16 protein-coding genes are annotated in these 16,318 nt (G+C 43.5%); 9 read left to right on the forward strand and 7 right to left on the reverse strand.

Translation table 11 applies throughout. The annotated features are described in order from the left end of the window. Positions 1 to 28 precede the first annotated feature (28 nt). Positions 29 to 2,455, forward strand: coding sequence for an endopeptidase La (lon, locus tag B3Q46_RS03115; RefSeq protein WP_286713368.1), 2,427 nt, complete (start codon positions 29 to 31; stop codon positions 2,453 to 2,455). A 65-nt stretch (positions 2,456 to 2,520) separates the two neighbouring features. Here lon and B3Q46_RS03120 read toward each other — a convergent pair whose 3' ends face one another. Continuing rightward, positions 2,521 to 3,480: a M28 family peptidase gene (locus B3Q46_RS03120; RefSeq protein ID WP_286713370.1), complete on the reverse strand. Its 960-nt coding sequence runs from the start codon at positions 3,478 to 3,480 to the stop codon at positions 2,521 to 2,523. Positions 3,481 to 3,635: 155 nt separating this feature from the next. On the opposite strand from B3Q46_RS03120, the gene rlmH reads away from it, so the two are divergent. The 3 genes from rlmH to B3Q46_RS03135 all read left to right on the forward strand — a co-directional run bounded on the left by rlmH (position 3,636) and on the right by B3Q46_RS03135 (position 5,923). Next, the gene (gene rlmH / locus B3Q46_RS03125) at positions 3,636 to 4,118 is read left to right on the forward strand and encodes a 23S rRNA (pseudouridine(1915)-N(3))-methyltransferase RlmH (RefSeq protein ID WP_004782895.1); all 483 of its coding nucleotides are present in this window, start codon (positions 3,636 to 3,638) and stop codon (positions 4,116 to 4,118) included. A gap of 106 nt (positions 4,119 to 4,224) precedes the next feature. Further along, positions 4,225 to 5,001, forward strand: a complete 777-nt coding sequence (locus tag B3Q46_RS03130; protein WP_005234731.1) for a DODA-type extradiol aromatic ring-opening family dioxygenase — start codon at positions 4,225 to 4,227, stop codon at positions 4,999 to 5,001. Positions 5,002 to 5,140: 139 nt separating this feature from the next. Further along, positions 5,141 to 5,923, forward strand: coding sequence for an META and DUF4377 domain-containing protein (locus B3Q46_RS03135; RefSeq protein ID WP_286713373.1), 783 nt, complete (start codon positions 5,141 to 5,143; stop codon positions 5,921 to 5,923). A gap of 71 nt (positions 5,924 to 5,994) precedes the next feature. Here the strand turns inward: B3Q46_RS03135 and gdhA are convergent, their stop codons facing one another. Next, a complete protein-coding gene (gene gdhA / locus B3Q46_RS03140; RefSeq protein WP_175967170.1) occupies positions 5,995 to 7,338 on the reverse strand; it encodes an NADP-specific glutamate dehydrogenase in 1,344 nt (447 codons plus the stop codon). 347 nt (positions 7,339 to 7,685) lie between these two features. Between gdhA and B3Q46_RS03145 the strand changes: the two genes are divergently transcribed. Further along, the gene (locus B3Q46_RS03145) at positions 7,686 to 8,477 is read left to right on the forward strand and encodes an RnfABCDGE type electron transport complex subunit B (RefSeq protein ID WP_034170488.1); all 792 of its coding nucleotides are present in this window, start codon (positions 7,686 to 7,688) and stop codon (positions 8,475 to 8,477) included. A 3-nt stretch (positions 8,478 to 8,480) separates the two neighbouring features. Next, positions 8,481 to 9,194, forward strand: coding sequence for an endonuclease III (gene nth, locus B3Q46_RS03150; RefSeq protein WP_286713376.1), 714 nt, complete (start codon positions 8,481 to 8,483; stop codon positions 9,192 to 9,194). A 35-nt stretch (positions 9,195 to 9,229) separates the two neighbouring features. Here the strand turns inward: nth and B3Q46_RS03155 are convergent, their stop codons facing one another. From B3Q46_RS03155 to B3Q46_RS03170, 4 genes are all read right to left on the reverse strand, one after another. Then, entirely contained in the window at positions 9,230 to 9,439 is a 210-nt protein-coding gene (locus B3Q46_RS03155; protein ID WP_034170490.1) for a hypothetical protein, read from the reverse strand. An 82-nt stretch (positions 9,440 to 9,521) separates the two neighbouring features. Then, the gene (gene adk / locus B3Q46_RS03160) at positions 9,522 to 10,181 is read right to left on the reverse strand and encodes an adenylate kinase (protein ID WP_004782907.1); all 660 of its coding nucleotides are present in this window, start codon (positions 10,179 to 10,181) and stop codon (positions 9,522 to 9,524) included. Between the two features lie 82 nt (positions 10,182 to 10,263). Next, the gene (locus tag B3Q46_RS03165) at positions 10,264 to 11,580 is read right to left on the reverse strand and encodes a hypothetical protein (protein WP_004782908.1); all 1,317 of its coding nucleotides are present in this window, start codon (positions 11,578 to 11,580) and stop codon (positions 10,264 to 10,266) included. Between the two features lie 65 nt (positions 11,581 to 11,645). Continuing rightward, on the reverse strand, positions 11,646 to 12,164 hold the full coding sequence (locus B3Q46_RS03170; RefSeq protein ID WP_004782910.1) for a hypothetical protein: 519 nt from the start codon (positions 12,162 to 12,164) through the stop codon (positions 11,646 to 11,648). 234 nt (positions 12,165 to 12,398) lie between these two features. Here B3Q46_RS03170 and mrdA point away from each other — a divergent pair, with 234 nt between their 5' ends. Together mrdA and rsmD are read left to right on the forward strand one after the other, a co-directional pair. Next, positions 12,399 to 14,441, forward strand: a complete 2,043-nt coding sequence (gene mrdA, locus B3Q46_RS03175) for a penicillin-binding protein 2 (RefSeq protein WP_286713381.1) — start codon at positions 12,399 to 12,401, stop codon at positions 14,439 to 14,441. A 3-nt stretch (positions 14,442 to 14,444) separates the two neighbouring features. Next, a complete protein-coding gene (rsmD, locus tag B3Q46_RS03180) occupies positions 14,445 to 15,002 on the forward strand; it encodes a 16S rRNA (guanine(966)-N(2))-methyltransferase RsmD (RefSeq protein WP_004782912.1) in 558 nt (185 codons plus the stop codon). A gap of 79 nt (positions 15,003 to 15,081) precedes the next feature. Here the strand turns inward: rsmD and B3Q46_RS03185 are convergent, their stop codons facing one another. Beyond that, positions 15,082 to 15,288, reverse strand: coding sequence for a hypothetical protein (locus tag B3Q46_RS03185; RefSeq protein WP_004782913.1), 207 nt, complete (start codon positions 15,286 to 15,288; stop codon positions 15,082 to 15,084). A 265-nt stretch (positions 15,289 to 15,553) separates the two neighbouring features. On the opposite strand from B3Q46_RS03185, the gene B3Q46_RS03190 reads away from it, so the two are divergent. Beyond that, positions 15,554 to 16,285, forward strand: coding sequence for a sulfite exporter TauE/SafE family protein (locus B3Q46_RS03190; RefSeq protein WP_286713406.1), 732 nt, complete (start codon positions 15,554 to 15,556; stop codon positions 16,283 to 16,285). Positions 16,286 to 16,318 lie beyond the last annotated feature (33 nt).

Consider the following 16,318-nt stretch of genomic DNA (forward strand, 5'->3'; position numbering starts at 1 on the left):
ACACCGTTGTCACTCATTAGGAGTGCCCATGTCTGAAATTATTATGAATCAAGAAACCTTAGAGCCTCAGGTTCCAAGTGTATTACCACTTTTGGCGCTACGTGATGTGGTGGTGTACCCACACATGCAAATTGCGCTATTTGTCGGTCGTGAAAAATCGATCAATGCAGTTGATGTGGCTCGTAACAGTGACAATCTAGTATTTGTAGTTGCGCAAAAAGATTCGCTTACAGAAGAAATTGATCACGACAACCTATATCAATACGGTACTGTCGCGAAGATTGTGCAAGTTGTGAATCACGAAAATGATGAAAACTGTATTAAAGTCCTGATTGAAGGACTGTATCGTGCCAAGCTCAAAACCATCATTGATGAAAATGAGTATTTGACTGCTGAGCATGAACTTAGCCCAATGACTGTATCAGTCGATGAAACCACTCAAGCTACGCGCTTACAGGAGCTGCGTGCCCTGTTCGCTCAGTATGCTGAAGCAAAACTTCGTAATGCTCGTGAGCTGATTGCAGCGGCGAATAAAATCGAAGACTTACTGCAGCTGTTATTCTTCGTAGCGACCCGTGTTCCTCTGAATATCGAAGTGAAACAGAAATTCCTCGAATACGACGAGTTCGATGCACATTTAACTGAGTTGATGACATATTTATTGCAACAGTCTGAAGAACAGCAGATTGAACAGACTTTGCATGACTCGGTTAAACGTCAAATGGAAAAAAACCAGCGCGAATACTTCCTGAATGAAAAAATGAAAGTCATTCAGCGCGAGCTTTCCGATATGAATGGCGGTGCAGAAGATGACGTTGCGGAAATCGAAAAACGTCTGGCTGAAGCTGATTTGCCTGAGCATGTGCGTAAGAAAGCGGAATCTGAGTTCCGTAAACTCAAAGCAATGCAACCAGCCTCTAGCGAAGCTGCGGTAGTTCGTAACTATCTGGAAGTGATTCTAGATACGCCATGGAACAAAGCCAGCAAAGTTAGCATTAACCTGAACAAAGCTCAGGAAATCCTGGATGCCGATCACTATGGTCTGGACGATGTCAAAGACCGTATTGTGGAATATCTGGCGGTTCAGTCTCGCGTGAAAAAATTACGCGGTCCAATCCTGTGTCTAGTCGGTCCTCCAGGTGTAGGTAAAACTTCCTTGGGTGAATCGATTGCCAAAGCGACTGGCCGTGAGTTTGTCCGTATGGCCCTCGGTGGTGTACGTGACGAAGCAGAAATTCGTGGTCACCGTCGTACCTACATTGGTGCGATGCCAGGTAAGATCGTGCAGTCATTGACCAAAGTTGGCGTGAAAAACCCGCTGTTCCTGCTCGATGAGATCGACAAGATGGCTCAAGACTACCGTGGTGATCCAGCTTCTGCGATGCTTGAAGTACTTGATCCATCACAGAACAACAAGTTCAACGATCACTATCTTGATCTTGACCTTGACCTGTCAGAAGTGATGTTCATCTGTACTGCCAATAGCATGAATATTCCAGAGGCCCTGCTGGACCGTATGGAAGTGATCCGTCTGCCTGGTTATACCGAAGAAGAGAAAGTTAACATTGCTGACCGTTACCTTGTTCCTAAAGCAATCAAGAACAATGGTTTACGTACTAAAGAGTTGACTGTGCATGAAGAAGCGATTCGTGACATCGTGCGTCGTTATACGCGTGAAGCCGGTGTTCGTAACCTTGAACGTGAAGTATCTAAAATTGCACGTAAGGTAGTGAAAGAAGCGGTTAGCAAGAAAGCTAAGAATCTTCAGGTTAAAGTGAATGCAGGTAATCTTCCAGATTACTTGGGTCCACACAAATTCGACTACGGTATGGCGGAAGAAGAAGCCCAAATCGGCCGCGTAAATGGCTTGGCTTGGACTTCAGTGGGTGGTGAGTTACTGACTATTGAAGTTGCAGCAGTACCTGGTAAAGGGAAATTTATTACTACCGGTTCACTTGGCGATGTAATGAAAGAATCGATTACCGCTGCCATGACTGTCGTTCGTACCCGTGCGGCTGAGTTAGGTATCGAAGCATCTCGCTTTGAAGAAACTGATGTGCACGTGCATTTACCAGAAGGTGCGACTCCGAAAGATGGTCCATCTGCAGGCTTGGCCCTGACGACTGCTCTAGTATCTGCATTCACCGGTATTGCGATTCGCCCCGATATTGCGATGACAGGTGAAACCAGCTTGAGTGGCCGTGCAATGCGTATCGGTGGTCTCAAAGAGAAGCTGCTTGCTGCGCACCGTGGTGGCATTAAACTGGTATTCATTCCACAGGAAAACGTTCGCGACCTTGCGGAAATTCCTGAGAATGTAAAAGAAGGCCTAGAAATCAAAGCTGTGAAATCGATTGATGAGATTTTACCTCTGGCTTTGATCGATATGCCGAAAGCACTGGTCAAACCACCAATTGTGAAAGCGAGCGAAGAAGCTAAAGCTGCACGTCATTAAGACCTAAAGGCTTTGAAAAACACCCTGCTCTGGCAGGGTGTTTTTGTATCCAAACGAAGATAATTTTAAAGACGAATCACCATATCGACCAAACCATTCACGACCTGAGCCATCTTGGTCAGATCCAGTTTATCTAAGGTATCCTGCTCGGTATTGTAGTAAGGATTACGATAATGCGCTGTGTCTGTAATCAGCATAGTTGAATAGTTAAACTTGGCATAATTCAAATAGCCAGAAAAATTCATGTCCTGAGCAAATGCCGGACTAATAAAACGCTGACAGTCCAGACGCTTGAAACGTTGCATGGACGTGCAGTAATCTCCTGTCAAACCGGCTGATGCCAAATGTCCAATCGCAGCAATGAAGTTACCATGCCGTGGATAGATCCATTTCAAACCTGTCGGATAGGTCTGCACCAGATTTTCATTATAATAGCCAATAGAATCCAGAATAATGACACCTTTCACTTTCTTTTTCTGGGCCTTTAATGCTTTGGCATGTAGATAGCTTCCCATATGTTCAGTCTTGAAATAGGGTGGCTCCTCTAGTGTATAAAAAGCGAACTCAATATTATGTTTGAGTTTTGACTTTTGTAAGGCCAGTAGTCGAGCTGTTTCCAGTACCCCTGCTACACCAGAAGCATTGTTATCTGCTCCATACAAGTCACTAAAGACATCATAATGCGCGCCAATAACCAGTTTGGTTTTGGCTTTGGCATTCAGTTGACACACCACATTTCTATAGCTTAGGCTATTTACAATATAGTTTTGAAATTGGCATGGAATACCCAGCAGACGCATCTGTTCTTTGAGCCATGCGGATACTCGATTCAATTCACTGGTATTTTTAAAATTCCGGTATTCATCAACACTAATAATCTGTTTGATAAACAGTCCCAGATGTTCTGGCTGAGCCTGTTTGGAGGAAAAATTTGCAGGCGCAGCAAAGCTCATGCCTGAACTGGTTAAACCGAGAATAATTAGTAGAAAAGTACAATATCTTTTAATAATGAGACTGGTCCGCATTTCTTATTATCCATTCCTTTATTATCAAGCGGATACTTGAATCATGGATATTAAAGCAACATTAAATTCATGATTTCAATTTCAATTTGTTTCCCTAGCTCAACTTCGTGTTGTTTGATCGTTATAATGAAGTATCTAATTATTGATCCAGTTCCATGAAAATCCGTATCTTAACCATTGGTCAGAAAATGCCAGCTTGGGTGCTGACAGGCTTTGAAGACTATTTCAAACGTATCCAGCCTTTTGTACAAACTCAGGTGGTTGAATTGCCCATGGCGAAACGGGGCAAAAATGATTCTGAAGCCGATATTCTGAAATACCGGAATATTGAAGGTGACAGTATTTTAAATGCCTTAAAACAGAATGAAGTCCTGATTGCACTAGAAGTCGGTGGCCGTGAGTTTAGTACGGAAAAACTGGCTGAAACTATGAAAGGCTGGATGCTGGAAGGTCATGATATTGCTTTGGCGATTGGTGGGCCAGATGGCCATTCTGAAGCAGTCCGAAAAGCAGCAGCCTGGCATTGGTCGTTGTCTAAACTCACCTTGCCACATCCGCTAGTCCGTGTAATGCTGATTGAACAACTGTATCGTGCCATGAGCATTAACCATAATCATCCTTATCACCGTGCAGGCTGATTTGTTGATGCGTTCTGTTTATGCAACGTTTTGTTGAACAATCACCCCTGCCTTTACTTCCCTTTTTATTGCATGATTAAAACATTGAATTAATGTGGTTTGACTTATGAACTTACAGACTTTGCCCGGCTTATTTATTTCTCATGGTTCTCCCATGCTCGCACTCAATCCTGAGCAGGTTGGCCCGGCATTGCATCGTTTAAGCCTGAATCTGCCACGTCCAACTGCCATTATTGTTATGTCGGCACATTGGGAAAGTGAAGCTCTGGAAGTCAATACAGGTATTCGTCCTGAAACTTGGCATGACTTCCGTGGCTTTCCACCTGAATTGTATGAGTTACGCTACCCAGCTCCCGGCAATCCAGAGCTGGCTGAGCAAGTCTTGGGCTTATTGGCCAATGCCGGTCTCTCTGCACATGCCAACAGCACCCGTCCGCGTGATCATGGCGTCTGGATGCCGCTATTACATATGTATCCAGAAGCAGATATCCCAGTAGTTGAAATTTCTTTGCCGATGTCGATGAGTGCAGAAGAGATTTACAAGATTGGCCAGACTTTGTCGCCACTTCGTGAGCAGCAGGTTTTCCTGATCGGGTCAGGGAGCATTACCCATAATTTGCGTGAATTGTCCTGGCAGGGAAATAGCGATGAAGTTCCGGAATGGGCATCCACCTTCCGAAACTATGTGGCCAATAAATTAACCCATAGTGATTTTGATGCCGTTCTGGACTGGCAGTCTATTCCTCAGCTAAAACGTAATCACCCAACACTGGAACACTTTGCTCCACTGTTCTTTGCTATGGGTACTGGCAACCGTTTCAGCATCGTACACAGCAGTTTTACGATGGGCGCTTTGGGGATGGATATCTACCGTTTTGACTAACCGATAGCTCCGCTTATTTAAAATCCGACTTTTTAATATGGATACATTTTTTTAGCAAAAGCTACGATTTGTATCCATATTTTTTGTTAATCTCTTGATTATAATCATGTTGAAACTTTAGTACATAGAATATAAACCAATGAAATTAAGTATTTTTGCGCTTGCCCTACTCCCTTTGGCTTTAACTGCATGTCAATCTTCTCATCTTCCTGTCACTTCAGGAGATCTGGCTATTTCTACTCTATCTACTACATTAAAAACGCCTACACAAATTTTGCCTGCTTATACTTGGGAACTTGATCGTGGGCTGCAACGCCCGATTGTTCTGAGCTTTGATCAGCAAGGCAGACTGAGTGTCGCTTCTGGCTGTAATGGCCTTGGCACGAGCTGGACTGTTAAAGATAATACCCTGAGTACGGGTGACATGATGGGCACCATGATGGCATGTGATGCACCATTAATGGAACAGGAACGTTTTATCAGCCAGCTTCTGCAAAAGCGTGATATTCCGTTTAGTCTGGATCTAAGTGATGCCAATCAGCCGAAACTGAGTATTACTGCAGCTGATAGTCAAAAATATGTCTTTACCGGAAAAATGACACCGGAAACCAAATACCAAGGTCAGGCAGAAACCATTTTCCTAGAAGTTTCACCGCAGACTAAAGCCTGTACGGGTGTAGCTCAACAAACCTGCTTGCAAGTAAAAGAAATCAAATATGATGAAAAAGGCTTAAAGACTCAGGTCGATAAAGACTGGGCTTTATTCTATGATCAAATTGAAGGTTTTCAGCATACACCGAATGAGCTTCAGATTATTCGGGTCAAACGTTATGAAATTAAAAATCCGGCAGCTGACCAGTCTAAATATGCCTATGTATTCGACATGACCGTACAGCGTGAAGCAGTCAAAGGCACTCTATAACGATAAAATCGCAATATAAAAAAACCGAGGCATTCACCTCGGTTTTTTTTCAAGCTTAAACTCAGTCAGACTTAGAATACGCCTTGAGAAAGCATTGCATCAGCAACTTTTACGAAGCCAGCGATGTTTGCGCCGTCTACATAGTTCACGGTACCGTCTTCTTTCGTACCGAATTTTACGCAGTTGCGGTGAATTTCTTTCATGATTGCGTGTAAGCGCTCGTCAACTTCTTCGAAAGTCCAGCCTAAACGCAATGCGTTTTGAGACATTTCCAGACCAGAAGTTGCTACACCACCGGCGTTAGATGCTTTACCTGGAGCATAAAGGATTTTCGCTTCAACGAATTTCTCAACTGCTTCAAGTGTAGAAGGCATATTCGCGCCTTCAGCAACACAGATTACGCCGTTTGCAAGAAGAGCTGCTGCATCATTCGCATCAAGTTCGTTTTGAGTCGCACATGGAAGTGCGATATCACATTTGATACCCCAAGGACGTTGACCTTCAAGGTATTCAAAACCGTGTTTAGATGCAAATTCAGAGATACGGCCACGTTTAACGTTTTTCAGTTCCATCACTTCAGCAAGAAGCTCTTCAGTGAAACCGTCTTTAACGTGAACAGTACCCGCAGAGTCAGATAGAGAAACAACTTTAGCACCTAGGAACATTGCTTTTTCAGCTGCGTACTGCGCAACGTTACCAGAACCAGAGATTGTTACCACTTTATCTTTAAAGCTTTCGCCACGAGTTTTCAGCATTTCTTCAGCGAAATACACTGTACCATAACCCGTTGCTTCTGGACGAGCTAGAGAACCACCGAAAGTCAGGCCTTTACCAGTGAATACACATGAAGTGTCATTGCTGAGTTTTTTCATCATACCAGCCATGTAGCCAACTTCACGGCCACCCACACCGATATCACCCGCTGGGATATCTGTATTAGAACCAAGATGACGATAAAGCTCGATGATTAACGCTTGGCAGAAACGCATGATTTCGCCTTCTGATTTGCCTTTAGGGTCAAAATCAGAACCGCCTTTACCACCGCCCATAGGCAATGTAGTCAGGGCATTTTTGAAAGTTTGCTCGAAACCGAGGAATTTCAAAATAGAAAGGTTCACTGACGGGTGGAAACGCATACCACCTTTGAATGGACCAATCGCTGAGTTGTACTGTACGCGGAACGCACGGTTAACCTGTGTTTGACCTTGGTCATCTACCCAAGCAACACGGAACTGGATCGCACGCTCAGGTTCAACTAGACGTTCTAGTAAACCATGTGCTGCGTATTGTGGATTCTTTTCAATGAATGGCCACAAACTGGTCATCACTTCTTCTACAGCTTGAAGAAATTCGGGTTGATGTGCATCACGTGATTTTACGTAATCTAGGAACTCATTAAGTGTGTTGTATTTCAACGCTTAATCCTCAGCAGAAAATGGATCAAAATTGGTCAAATTTACAATCAATGTTAAATTTTGGCGCAAAATATTAAATATCTTTTGTAACTAATCTACAATACTTTTTTGAAAAATAGTTTAAATTTAATTTGATAACAATTATTTATATTGATTATGAATATTTTTTCTGTGTGCTTAAATACCAACTGAATCAATGCTTAATTGTTAATTTATGCCTGATAATAATGCACAAAGTGACCCTTAATCGTGCATAACTTAGTTCCTTAAAAACATGTTAAAATCATTAAATTGATATATTTTGTTTCATTCACTCTAAGGCTCAGCCCGAGCAGCCTAGGTTATTCATGAATTCGCAGATCTCTCTAGTCCAGTCTATTGATGCTTTATTGCCTCAAACCCAGTGCGGTTTATGTGGTCATCGTGATGGCTGCTTGCCCTATGCTCAGTCCATTGTTAAGGGCGAAGATGCCAATAAATGTGTACCGGGTGGACAGCCCGTCGCTGATGCTCTGGCAGCATTGTTAAATCGTTCTAAACTGCCCGCTGAAGAAAGCGTCTGGCCAATTCAGGCGGATGGTCGTCCTCAGCGCATGAAAGCCATCATCCGTGAAGATGAATGCATTGGCTGTACCAAATGCATCAGTGCTTGCCCGGTCGATGCGATCATTGGCTCAGGCAAATTGATGCATACTGTGCTTACTGACTTGTGTACCGGCTGTGAACTCTGCATTCCGCCCTGCCCGGTAGACTGTATTGATCTGGTCGAAGATCTTCAGCCTTTGCCAACTGAAGCTCAGCGTATTGCTGAACAGGATGATTTGCGTAAACGTTACTATGCGCATATTCAACGTGAAGAAAAACGCCGAATTGACCGTAAAGGTCCAGTGGTTCGTGCAGAAATTAATACAGCCCTATTTGCCCAGTTCTCTGCTCAGGTCGATCAGGTTCCTGTCATTGAAATCGTGAAAAAACCAGCAGATGAAGTGGTTACACTTGATGCCAAAACCACGATTGAGCTTGCTAAATTACGCACACAAATCAAAAAGTTAGAAAAACAGCTTTCTGTTCGTGAGGATGCACGCAAACGCCTGCAACTTGAAGAACTGACGCAGCAATTACAAGCTTTACAGGGATAAGACATGATAACAGTAACAGCTAAGCCTGTAAAAAACATGACTAAAAAACAGATTCAGACTTTCTTTGAGCGCCTGCGTGAGCAGCGTCCGAATCCAAAAACTGAATTGAATTATTCAAGTCCATTTGAATTACTAGTTGCAGTGACCCTGTCTGCCCAGGCTACGGATGTGAGCGTGAATAAAGCCACCGATAAACTGTTTCCGGTCGCCAATACACCGGAAGCAATTTATGCACTCGGCGTGGAGGGGTTGAAGGAATATATCAAAACGATTGGCCTGTATAACTCCAAAGCTGTGAACGTCATTAAAGCCTGTGAAATGTTAATCAAGAAGCATGACAGCGTGGTACCGGACAATCGTGCAGATCTAGAAGCTTTACCGGGTGTAGGGCGCAAAACAGCGAATGTTGTGCTGAATACTGCCTTTGGCCAGCCAACCATGGCTGTAGATACGCATATCTTTCGTGTTGGTAACCGTACCGGTTTGGCAGTGGGTAAAAACGTGCTTGAGGTCGAGCATCGTCTGGTCAAGGTGATTCCAAAAGAATTTATTATTGATTCACATCACTGGCTGATTTTACATGGTCGCTATTGCTGCATCGCACGTAAACCGAAGTGTCACGAGTGTGTGGTCGCTGATGTCTGTAACTGGCCCGACCGTTTTGAATTTGGTGCAAGTCACGCAATTCCGGTGAAAAATATTGAAGCTGAACTTTAGGTTCAGCTTTTTTAATTTAAGTACTCGAAATTTTTTTATTTTTTATTTTGCTCAGCCTGTTCTTGCTTGCGCTTTTGCTCAAGCTCGGCCTGTAATTTAGGATGCAGCTGACGCTCAGGTACCTTACCCGCATTTTCAGCACGTTCTTCCTGACGTACTTTTTTCAGCATCTTGAAGCTGACATAGAACAGTGCAAACAGTACTGCCAGAAATACAATCATCAATCCCAATACAGCAAATTTCACAGCAGATCCTTTTGAACAACGCAATAAAAAGAGCCCTAATATGACTTAGGGCTCTTTGAAAGTCAAAATGATCGGAAACCGATTATTTTGCTTGATCCAGAATCGCGAAAAGATCTTTTTGAACTTCTTCGATTGGACGTAGACCATTTAACTTGTCATAAGTCGGTGCATTTTCGCCTGAAGCTGCACGGCCTTGGTAGAAGCCAACCAGCTGTTCAGTTTCAGTGTGGTATGAACCTAAACGGCGACGAATAGTTTCTTCCTGGTCATCTGGACGTTGTACCAGATCTTCACCAGTTTCATCATCTTTACCTTCCACTTTTGGCGGGTTGTAAACGATGTGATAAACGCGACCAGACGCCGGGTGTTGACGACGACCAGATAGACGTTGAACGATTTCTTCATCCGGCACATCAATTTCAATCACATGATCAATTGCAATGCCTTCTTTTTCCAGGGCTTCAGCTTGAGGAATCGTACGTGGGAAACCATCAAAGATGCAGCCATTTGCACAGTCAGGTTGTGCAATACGCTCTTTGACCAGACCAATGATCAATTCATCAGAAACCAAACCGCCATTGTCCATGACGCTTTTAGCTTGTAGACCTAATTCAGTTCCTTCACGAATTGCAGCACGGAGCATATCACCGGTTGAAATTTGTGGGATATTGTAGCGCTTACAGATCAACTGAGCTTGTGTACCTTTACCTGCTCCAGGTGGTCCGAGTAAGATAATGCGCATATATAAACATCCTCATTTTTTAACTATGTATAAGATACCCAGCTTCACACGACCAAAACGTGTGCTGCTCTTTGGCATCTAATTATAAGAAAGCCACAAACAAATGGATTAAACCCGCAACAAAACCGGTAACTCCCCCCAGGACAATCAAGATCCATTCATCTTCCTGAAAGGCAGGACGTAATAGATTCTGAAACTCGTTAGGCGTCAAATCACGTATGCGGTCTCTAAACATTTGGTAGATCTTCTGTGCACGGCTCGCATTAAACGCAGGGTCGCTTACAGGCACCATCGTAATTTCAATCGAGCGATCGATCAAGTCTGTCTTGAGTTTTGCATACTCTTTTGGCCCTAAAGACAACTGTAAAGAGGTCCGAACCAGCGGTGTTTCCATAATTTCGTTAATATGACGTTTGACAATACGGCGGGTTTTATCTTTTTTACCACCATACATCATTTCTGTCATGATCGATTTTAGCGTAATCAGATCTTCTGTGACCACACTTGCAAATACGTCAGAGACTTCCTCCTGACGTTTCATAAATGCGCCTTGTATGTTATAGGTGCCAATTCTTGGAATCACCGGTTTGATCCAAGGGAATCTATGATCAGCCGTACGCTTAAAGAATTGCGGGTATTTGATATAGTGCGGTTCTACCGGATTAAACACCATCCAGATCGCAATCCAGTTGGTCAGGAAGCCCCAGATAGCCGCCCAGAACGGTACGGTCCAGTGCCATGGCACCACAAACCAGACCACCATCTGGAACAGGCCAAAGAACATCCCGATCAGGGCACTGATATGCCAGATAAAGTTGATTTCTTTCTGCCCGACTTTCAGGAACATGCGCACCATTAAACGGCGATCGCCTTCCATTTGACTGACCACCATGTCGCGCATATCGACCAGTGACTCGACGTTCATGGTCAGTTCAGTCACTAATTCTTTTAATACCTGTGGCAGCTGTTTATGGGCTTGGGCATAAATACGGCGCTTGATTGAATAAGGCAAGTTTTCCCATAGCACCGCATTACGGTCCATCATGACTTCATCAATCAGATGTTCGAGTTCAAAACCGACCTGTTCCCCGATAATACGTGCCATATCATCTGGATCCATTGCCTGCAAGAACTCCTGGATGGAGCCCAATTTAGATAAGGTATTATCCGTGATAATTCCTGAGATTCTTCCAGCTTTACGCGGCACAATACCTTGCCAGCCAACAGGAACAGGCCCGACATGAAAACCCCAAAAATTAATTGGATAAAACACCATTTTTAGCGCCATCCACACGTGAGCCCATGTTACGAATGCGGTCACCGGGATAATGCTGAGCACTGCCCAAAAATCTGGGCGATTCAAGAAGACTTGCCACAATTCATTGACGTACTCAAGCATGCATAAATTCCATATTTAATTTTTTGTTCACAGAATACAGGTATTAATAAAGTTGAATATTTTGTCTATAAACCGATACTTAAAGTATAGGAGAATTGTAGTCTGGGTTCAGTTTCGGCTACAACGCGACCATTACTGTCCTGTAATTTCTCCCCCGCCCCAATACCGATACTAAAACTGCTGATCCGTTCTGAACTAAGCAAAACATACGCCAGATCAATGCCCCCACCTAAACGGCTTTCGTATTTGCCATCAACCTGTTTGCTATCGATATGACCGGCATAAGCCCCTATATAATAACCATTTTTGTCCTTGCCGGTGAGGTGTACAGGATAACGAAAGCCAACTTGTGCTCCAACTGTACGATCATCGTTGAGAAAAGCACCACCTTTCACATAAGCAATCCCATAAGGATTCACCCATTCAGTGTTTAGATGGATAAGTTTCTGGGTAAAACCGACCCCAACATTAAATGCTTTAGGCTCACGATCCTCAGTTCTGTTTGTCGTATTATTCACTTGATCATGTGCATATCCCCCATTTGCAAAGAATGCAAATGCCAACAAAGGGTAAACTTTGTTCATTCCTTCACCATCTTCCTTAATTATAGTTTTTGGTAGAGTCCTATTTTTATTTAATTTTGACTTTATCAGAATTATTAAAACTCTTGTATACAGCACTTTACAATTTTCATGTCTGCAAAGTCAAAGTTTAAACACAGGAATTGCTACAGCCAGTTTTTCATTATCAAATCCCGTACAGTTGCGCTAGAATACTCCACTTTGATTCCTTTCCCTCTGGTCTTAAGTCGATCGCGTATGAAGCAGCACTTTCCTTTAAAAAATGCACAACAAGAAAAGCGCATCTATAACAGTCGGGTCTGGATCTCTGTCGGTATTGTGGTTTTCTTTATGCTGCTGCTGGTCAGCCGCTATGCCTATTTGCAAATTTTTAATTTTGAAACCTTCTCTACGGCTTCTGACCAGAACCGTATTCGTCTGCAGCCCTTAGCGCCCGCACGTGGCTATATTTATGATCGTAACGGTATTTTACTTGCCGATAATTATCCTGTTTTCACAGCTACCTTAAGCCGCGCCGATGTGCAAGATATTGATGATACGCTGAAACGTCTTACACCGATTCTGGAATTGACTGAAGAAGATATTGAACGTTTTCAGGCACGAGTCAAGACGGCGCGTAAAACTGAGCGGGTATCGATCAAGCTGAATCTGAATGAAAATGATATTGCCCGTTTTAGTGAAGTAAAATATCTATTTCCGGGCGTCAATATTGAAACCCAGATGACTCGTTACTATCCGCATGGTGAACTCTTTGCGCATGTGATTGGTTATGTCGGCCGCATTAATGACAAAGAACTTAAAGAAATTGATAAGGATCTCTATGCGGGGTCTAACCTGATCGGGAAAATTGGGGTAGAAAAATACTATGAAGATCTCTTACATGGTGTGCCAGGGAATGAGTCAGTCGAAGCTGATGCTTTCGGTAATGTCCTGCGTCATTTAGGCCGTAAAGAGCCGGTACGCGGTAATGATCTGTATTTGTCACTAGATTATGGTCTACAAACCATTGCCACAGAGCAACTGGCCGGTCGTCGCGGTGCTATTGTCGCGATTGACCCACGTACAGGTGAAATTCTGGCGCTGGTTTCCAGTCCAAGTTTTAACCCTAATTTATTTGTCACCGGGATTAGTAGCAAAGACTATTCAGGCCTTCGTGACAGTTTGGATCAGCCACTTTATAACCGTGCGGTTCAAGGGGCTTATCCTCCAGGTTCAACGATCAAACCGATGTTTGGTATGGGCGGTCTGCATTATGGATTGGTCGACTGGAGTACAGCGATTTCTGACCCGGGCTACTTTACCTTGCCGGGCGATAGTCACCGCTTCCGTGACCATAAGAAAACTGGTCATGGTGCTGTGAACCTGCATAAGGCGCAAGTGGTGTCCTGCGACACATATTTCTATGTCATGTCCTACCGCATGGGCATTGAAAAAATGAATAGCTGGATGCGCCAGTTCGGCTTTGGCGAAAAAACCGGTGTAGATTTACCAAGTGAAAGCTCAGGACTTTATCCAAGTCCTGAATGGAAAATGCGTACCCGTAAATCCAAATGGTCACGTGGTGAAACCATTTCGGTGAGTATTGGCCAAGGTGCATTTACCGCAACACCTTTACAGCTTGCTATGGCAACTGCTATTACAGCGAATCAAGGCTCACATGTTACGCCTCACGTACTGCGTGAAAGTAAGGGTGCCAAACCTTTTACAGTACATAATGCCCCTAATGGTAAAATCGACTTTAACGGTCAACCAGACGACTGGATTAAAATGCGTGATGCCATGATTGATGTGGTTCAGTCAGGTACAGGTCGCGGAATCCGATCACCAATGTATCAAATTGCAGGTAAAACTGGTACGGCACAGGTGAAAAGTATTGCCCAGGGTAAACGCTATAATGAAGCCCTGCTGACTGAACGCCAGCTGGATCATGGTCTGTTTGTTGGTTTTGCTCCTGCTGAAACCCCTGAAATTGCAGTAGTCGTTGTCTGGGAAAATGGTCGACATGGGGGTTCTGCTGCACAACTGGCTAAACCGTTATTTGACTACTGGTTACTGTCTCGCGATAAAAATCCGATTCATCCTGCAGGCCATCAAATTAGTGGCGGTCTCATGACAGCAGGTATTAAACCGGGTGAATTGCCAAGTGGACCGAATCTGTTAAGTGCAGATCCGAATGCGAGCCCAACCCAAGAAGGCAGTCAGGCGACCCATGCACAGTCAAACAATCCGCAACCTGCAACTTCTCGCTCTGCTCCTGCAGCCAATGACGATCAGGAATAATTCATGAAAAATCAACTTAGAATTATTGGTGGTGACTGGAAACGCCGTCAATTGGCTTTTGCCAGTATTGAAGGATTACGTCCTACACCTGACCGTGTGCGTGAAACTTTGTTTAACTGGCTGATGTGGGATGTCCAGAATGCCTGTGTCTTGGATCTGTGTACCGGTTCAGGCGCTTTATCCTTTGAAGCATTATCACGTGGTGCAGCTTCAGTGGTGATGATTGAGCCGGATCGTACTCAGGCACAATTCCTAACCCAAAATCTGGAATTACTCAAAGTCACCAAAGCACGTGCGCAACTTAAAATTTCGACAGCACAACAAGCCTTAACCAGCCTGAAACAGCAGTTTGATCTGGTCTTTCTAGACCCACCTTATAGTCTGGATTTATGGGAAACTCTGGCTACTCAGACTGATCCACTGATTAAAGAAGATGGTTTTATCTATGTAGAAGCCGATCGTGAACTGAGTACATTGAAGCTGCCAAGTTCATGGCATTTAATCAAAAATACCAAAGCCGGCACAGTACGCGCAGGGCTGTATCAGAAAAAAGCAGCTTAAGACTTACTTATATTAAATACTTAAATAAAAAAGGATTCCTTCCTTTAAGGAATCCTTTTTTATAAATAGAAGATAACGGTTAACGATTACGACGCCAGTCCCTATCGCCTCTATCACGTTTCCAGTCACGATGATCTTTATGTTTTTTCCAGTCCTTATCACCACGATCCCGATCATAATGTCCATTACGATCATGATGACCGCGATAACCTTCATCCCAAGGATCAACCACACAGCCTGTTAGCGCTACTGCCAATACGGATGACAGTAATATCATTTTTTTCATGTTCATCACCTCTATACCGCCCTCAATTAGTATCAAGTGATTTCATGAAGAGTACGCGGAGCCATTGTTGCACTCTTGTATGATTTTGTTCATTTTCCATACTTAATTAAAGGATTTGTCTCGGATTTAATAAAAATCATTTATGCATATTTATACTTAGATTCGCATAAATACAGCTAAGGATCTGCTTGGTTTTTCTGACCATATTTTGAATACTACAAACTTTTCCAATACCCTGATTTTTATGACGACCTGACTACTCTTTATTCTTGGTGCAATTATCGCAGGATTTGTACAGGGACTTACCGGTTTTGCTTTTGCATTAATTGTCATGTCATTCTGGGTATGGGGATTGAGTCCTCAACTTGCTGCGCCTTTAGTGGTTTTTGCCTCGGTGTGGAGTCACCTCATTTCATTATCTAATGAGCCTAAACTTCCTCACCTGCACCGAGCCTTATATCTACCTTATTTAATTTCAGGTCTGATCGGTGTCCCACTCGGTACCTGGTTACTGAATATCGTTGAAGCGGGCACTTTTCGTATTTTTCTTGGTATATTTCTCGTGATCTGGTGTCCACTAATGCTGCTGAATCCACAGATTAAATTGATTCAACATTCAGGCAAAACTGCGGATGCAGGGATTGGTTTGGTTGGTGGCATTTTAGGAGGTTTAGGGGGATTCTGTGGTTCTGTACCATCTGCCTGGTTAATGCTGAAACAGCTACCGAAAGAACAGCAGCGCTACATATTGCGTCATTTTAATTTTGCCATACAGGTGTTTACCTTAGCCGCCTATTTACTGCAAGGCAGCTTAAATCAGACTCACCTTCCCTATATGGTGGTACTCATTCTAGCTGTAAGTATTCCCGCTATTTTAGGCGCACGTCTGTTTCATCGAATATCAGAATTACGTTTTAAACAGATTGTCTTAGGCTTACTCTTCAGCTCGGGCTGCTTTCTCCTGATTAAGGAAGGTATTGACTCATTTGCGCGATAGAGCAGCTCTAAAACCTTACATCACTTTGCTTTC

This window comes from Acinetobacter sp. UBA2581 (assembly GCF_002339435.1).
Classification (GTDB): Bacteria; Pseudomonadota; Gammaproteobacteria; order Pseudomonadales; family Moraxellaceae; genus Acinetobacter; species Acinetobacter variabilis.

Excerpts from the sequence above, each read along its gene's own strand:
- rsmD (WP_004782912.1), top strand. The coding sequence starts at position 14,445 with ATGAAAAATCAACTTAGAATTATTGGTGGTGACTGGAAACGCCGTCAA.
- B3Q46_RS03135 (WP_286713373.1), top strand. The coding sequence starts at position 5,141 with ATGAAATTAAGTATTTTTGCGCTTGCCCTACTCCCTTTGGCTTTAACT.
- B3Q46_RS03145 (WP_034170488.1), top strand. The coding sequence starts at position 7,686 with ATGAATTCGCAGATCTCTCTAGTCCAGTCTATTGATGCTTTATTGCCT.
- B3Q46_RS03170 (WP_004782910.1), bottom strand. The coding sequence starts at position 12,164 with ATGAACAAAGTTTACCCTTTGTTGGCATTTGCATTCTTTGCAAATGGG.
- B3Q46_RS03130 (WP_005234731.1), top strand. The coding sequence starts at position 4,225 with ATGAACTTACAGACTTTGCCCGGCTTATTTATTTCTCATGGTTCTCCC.
- rlmH (WP_004782895.1), top strand. The coding sequence starts at position 3,636 with ATGAAAATCCGTATCTTAACCATTGGTCAGAAAATGCCAGCTTGGGTG.
- lon (WP_286713368.1), top strand. The coding sequence starts at position 29 with ATGTCTGAAATTATTATGAATCAAGAAACCTTAGAGCCTCAGGTTCCA.
- B3Q46_RS03185 (WP_004782913.1), bottom strand. The coding sequence starts at position 15,288 with ATGAAAAAAATGATATTACTGTCATCCGTATTGGCAGTAGCGCTAACA.
- mrdA (WP_286713381.1), top strand. The coding sequence starts at position 12,399 with ATGAAGCAGCACTTTCCTTTAAAAAATGCACAACAAGAAAAGCGCATC.
- B3Q46_RS03165 (WP_004782908.1), bottom strand. The coding sequence starts at position 11,580 with ATGCTTGAGTACGTCAATGAATTGTGGCAAGTCTTCTTGAATCGCCCA.
- adk (WP_004782907.1), bottom strand. The coding sequence starts at position 10,181 with ATGCGCATTATCTTACTCGGACCACCTGGAGCAGGTAAAGGTACACAA.
- nth (WP_286713376.1), top strand. The coding sequence starts at position 8,481 with ATGATAACAGTAACAGCTAAGCCTGTAAAAAACATGACTAAAAAACAG.
- B3Q46_RS03120 (WP_286713370.1), bottom strand. The coding sequence starts at position 3,480 with ATGCGGACCAGTCTCATTATTAAAAGATATTGTACTTTTCTACTAATT.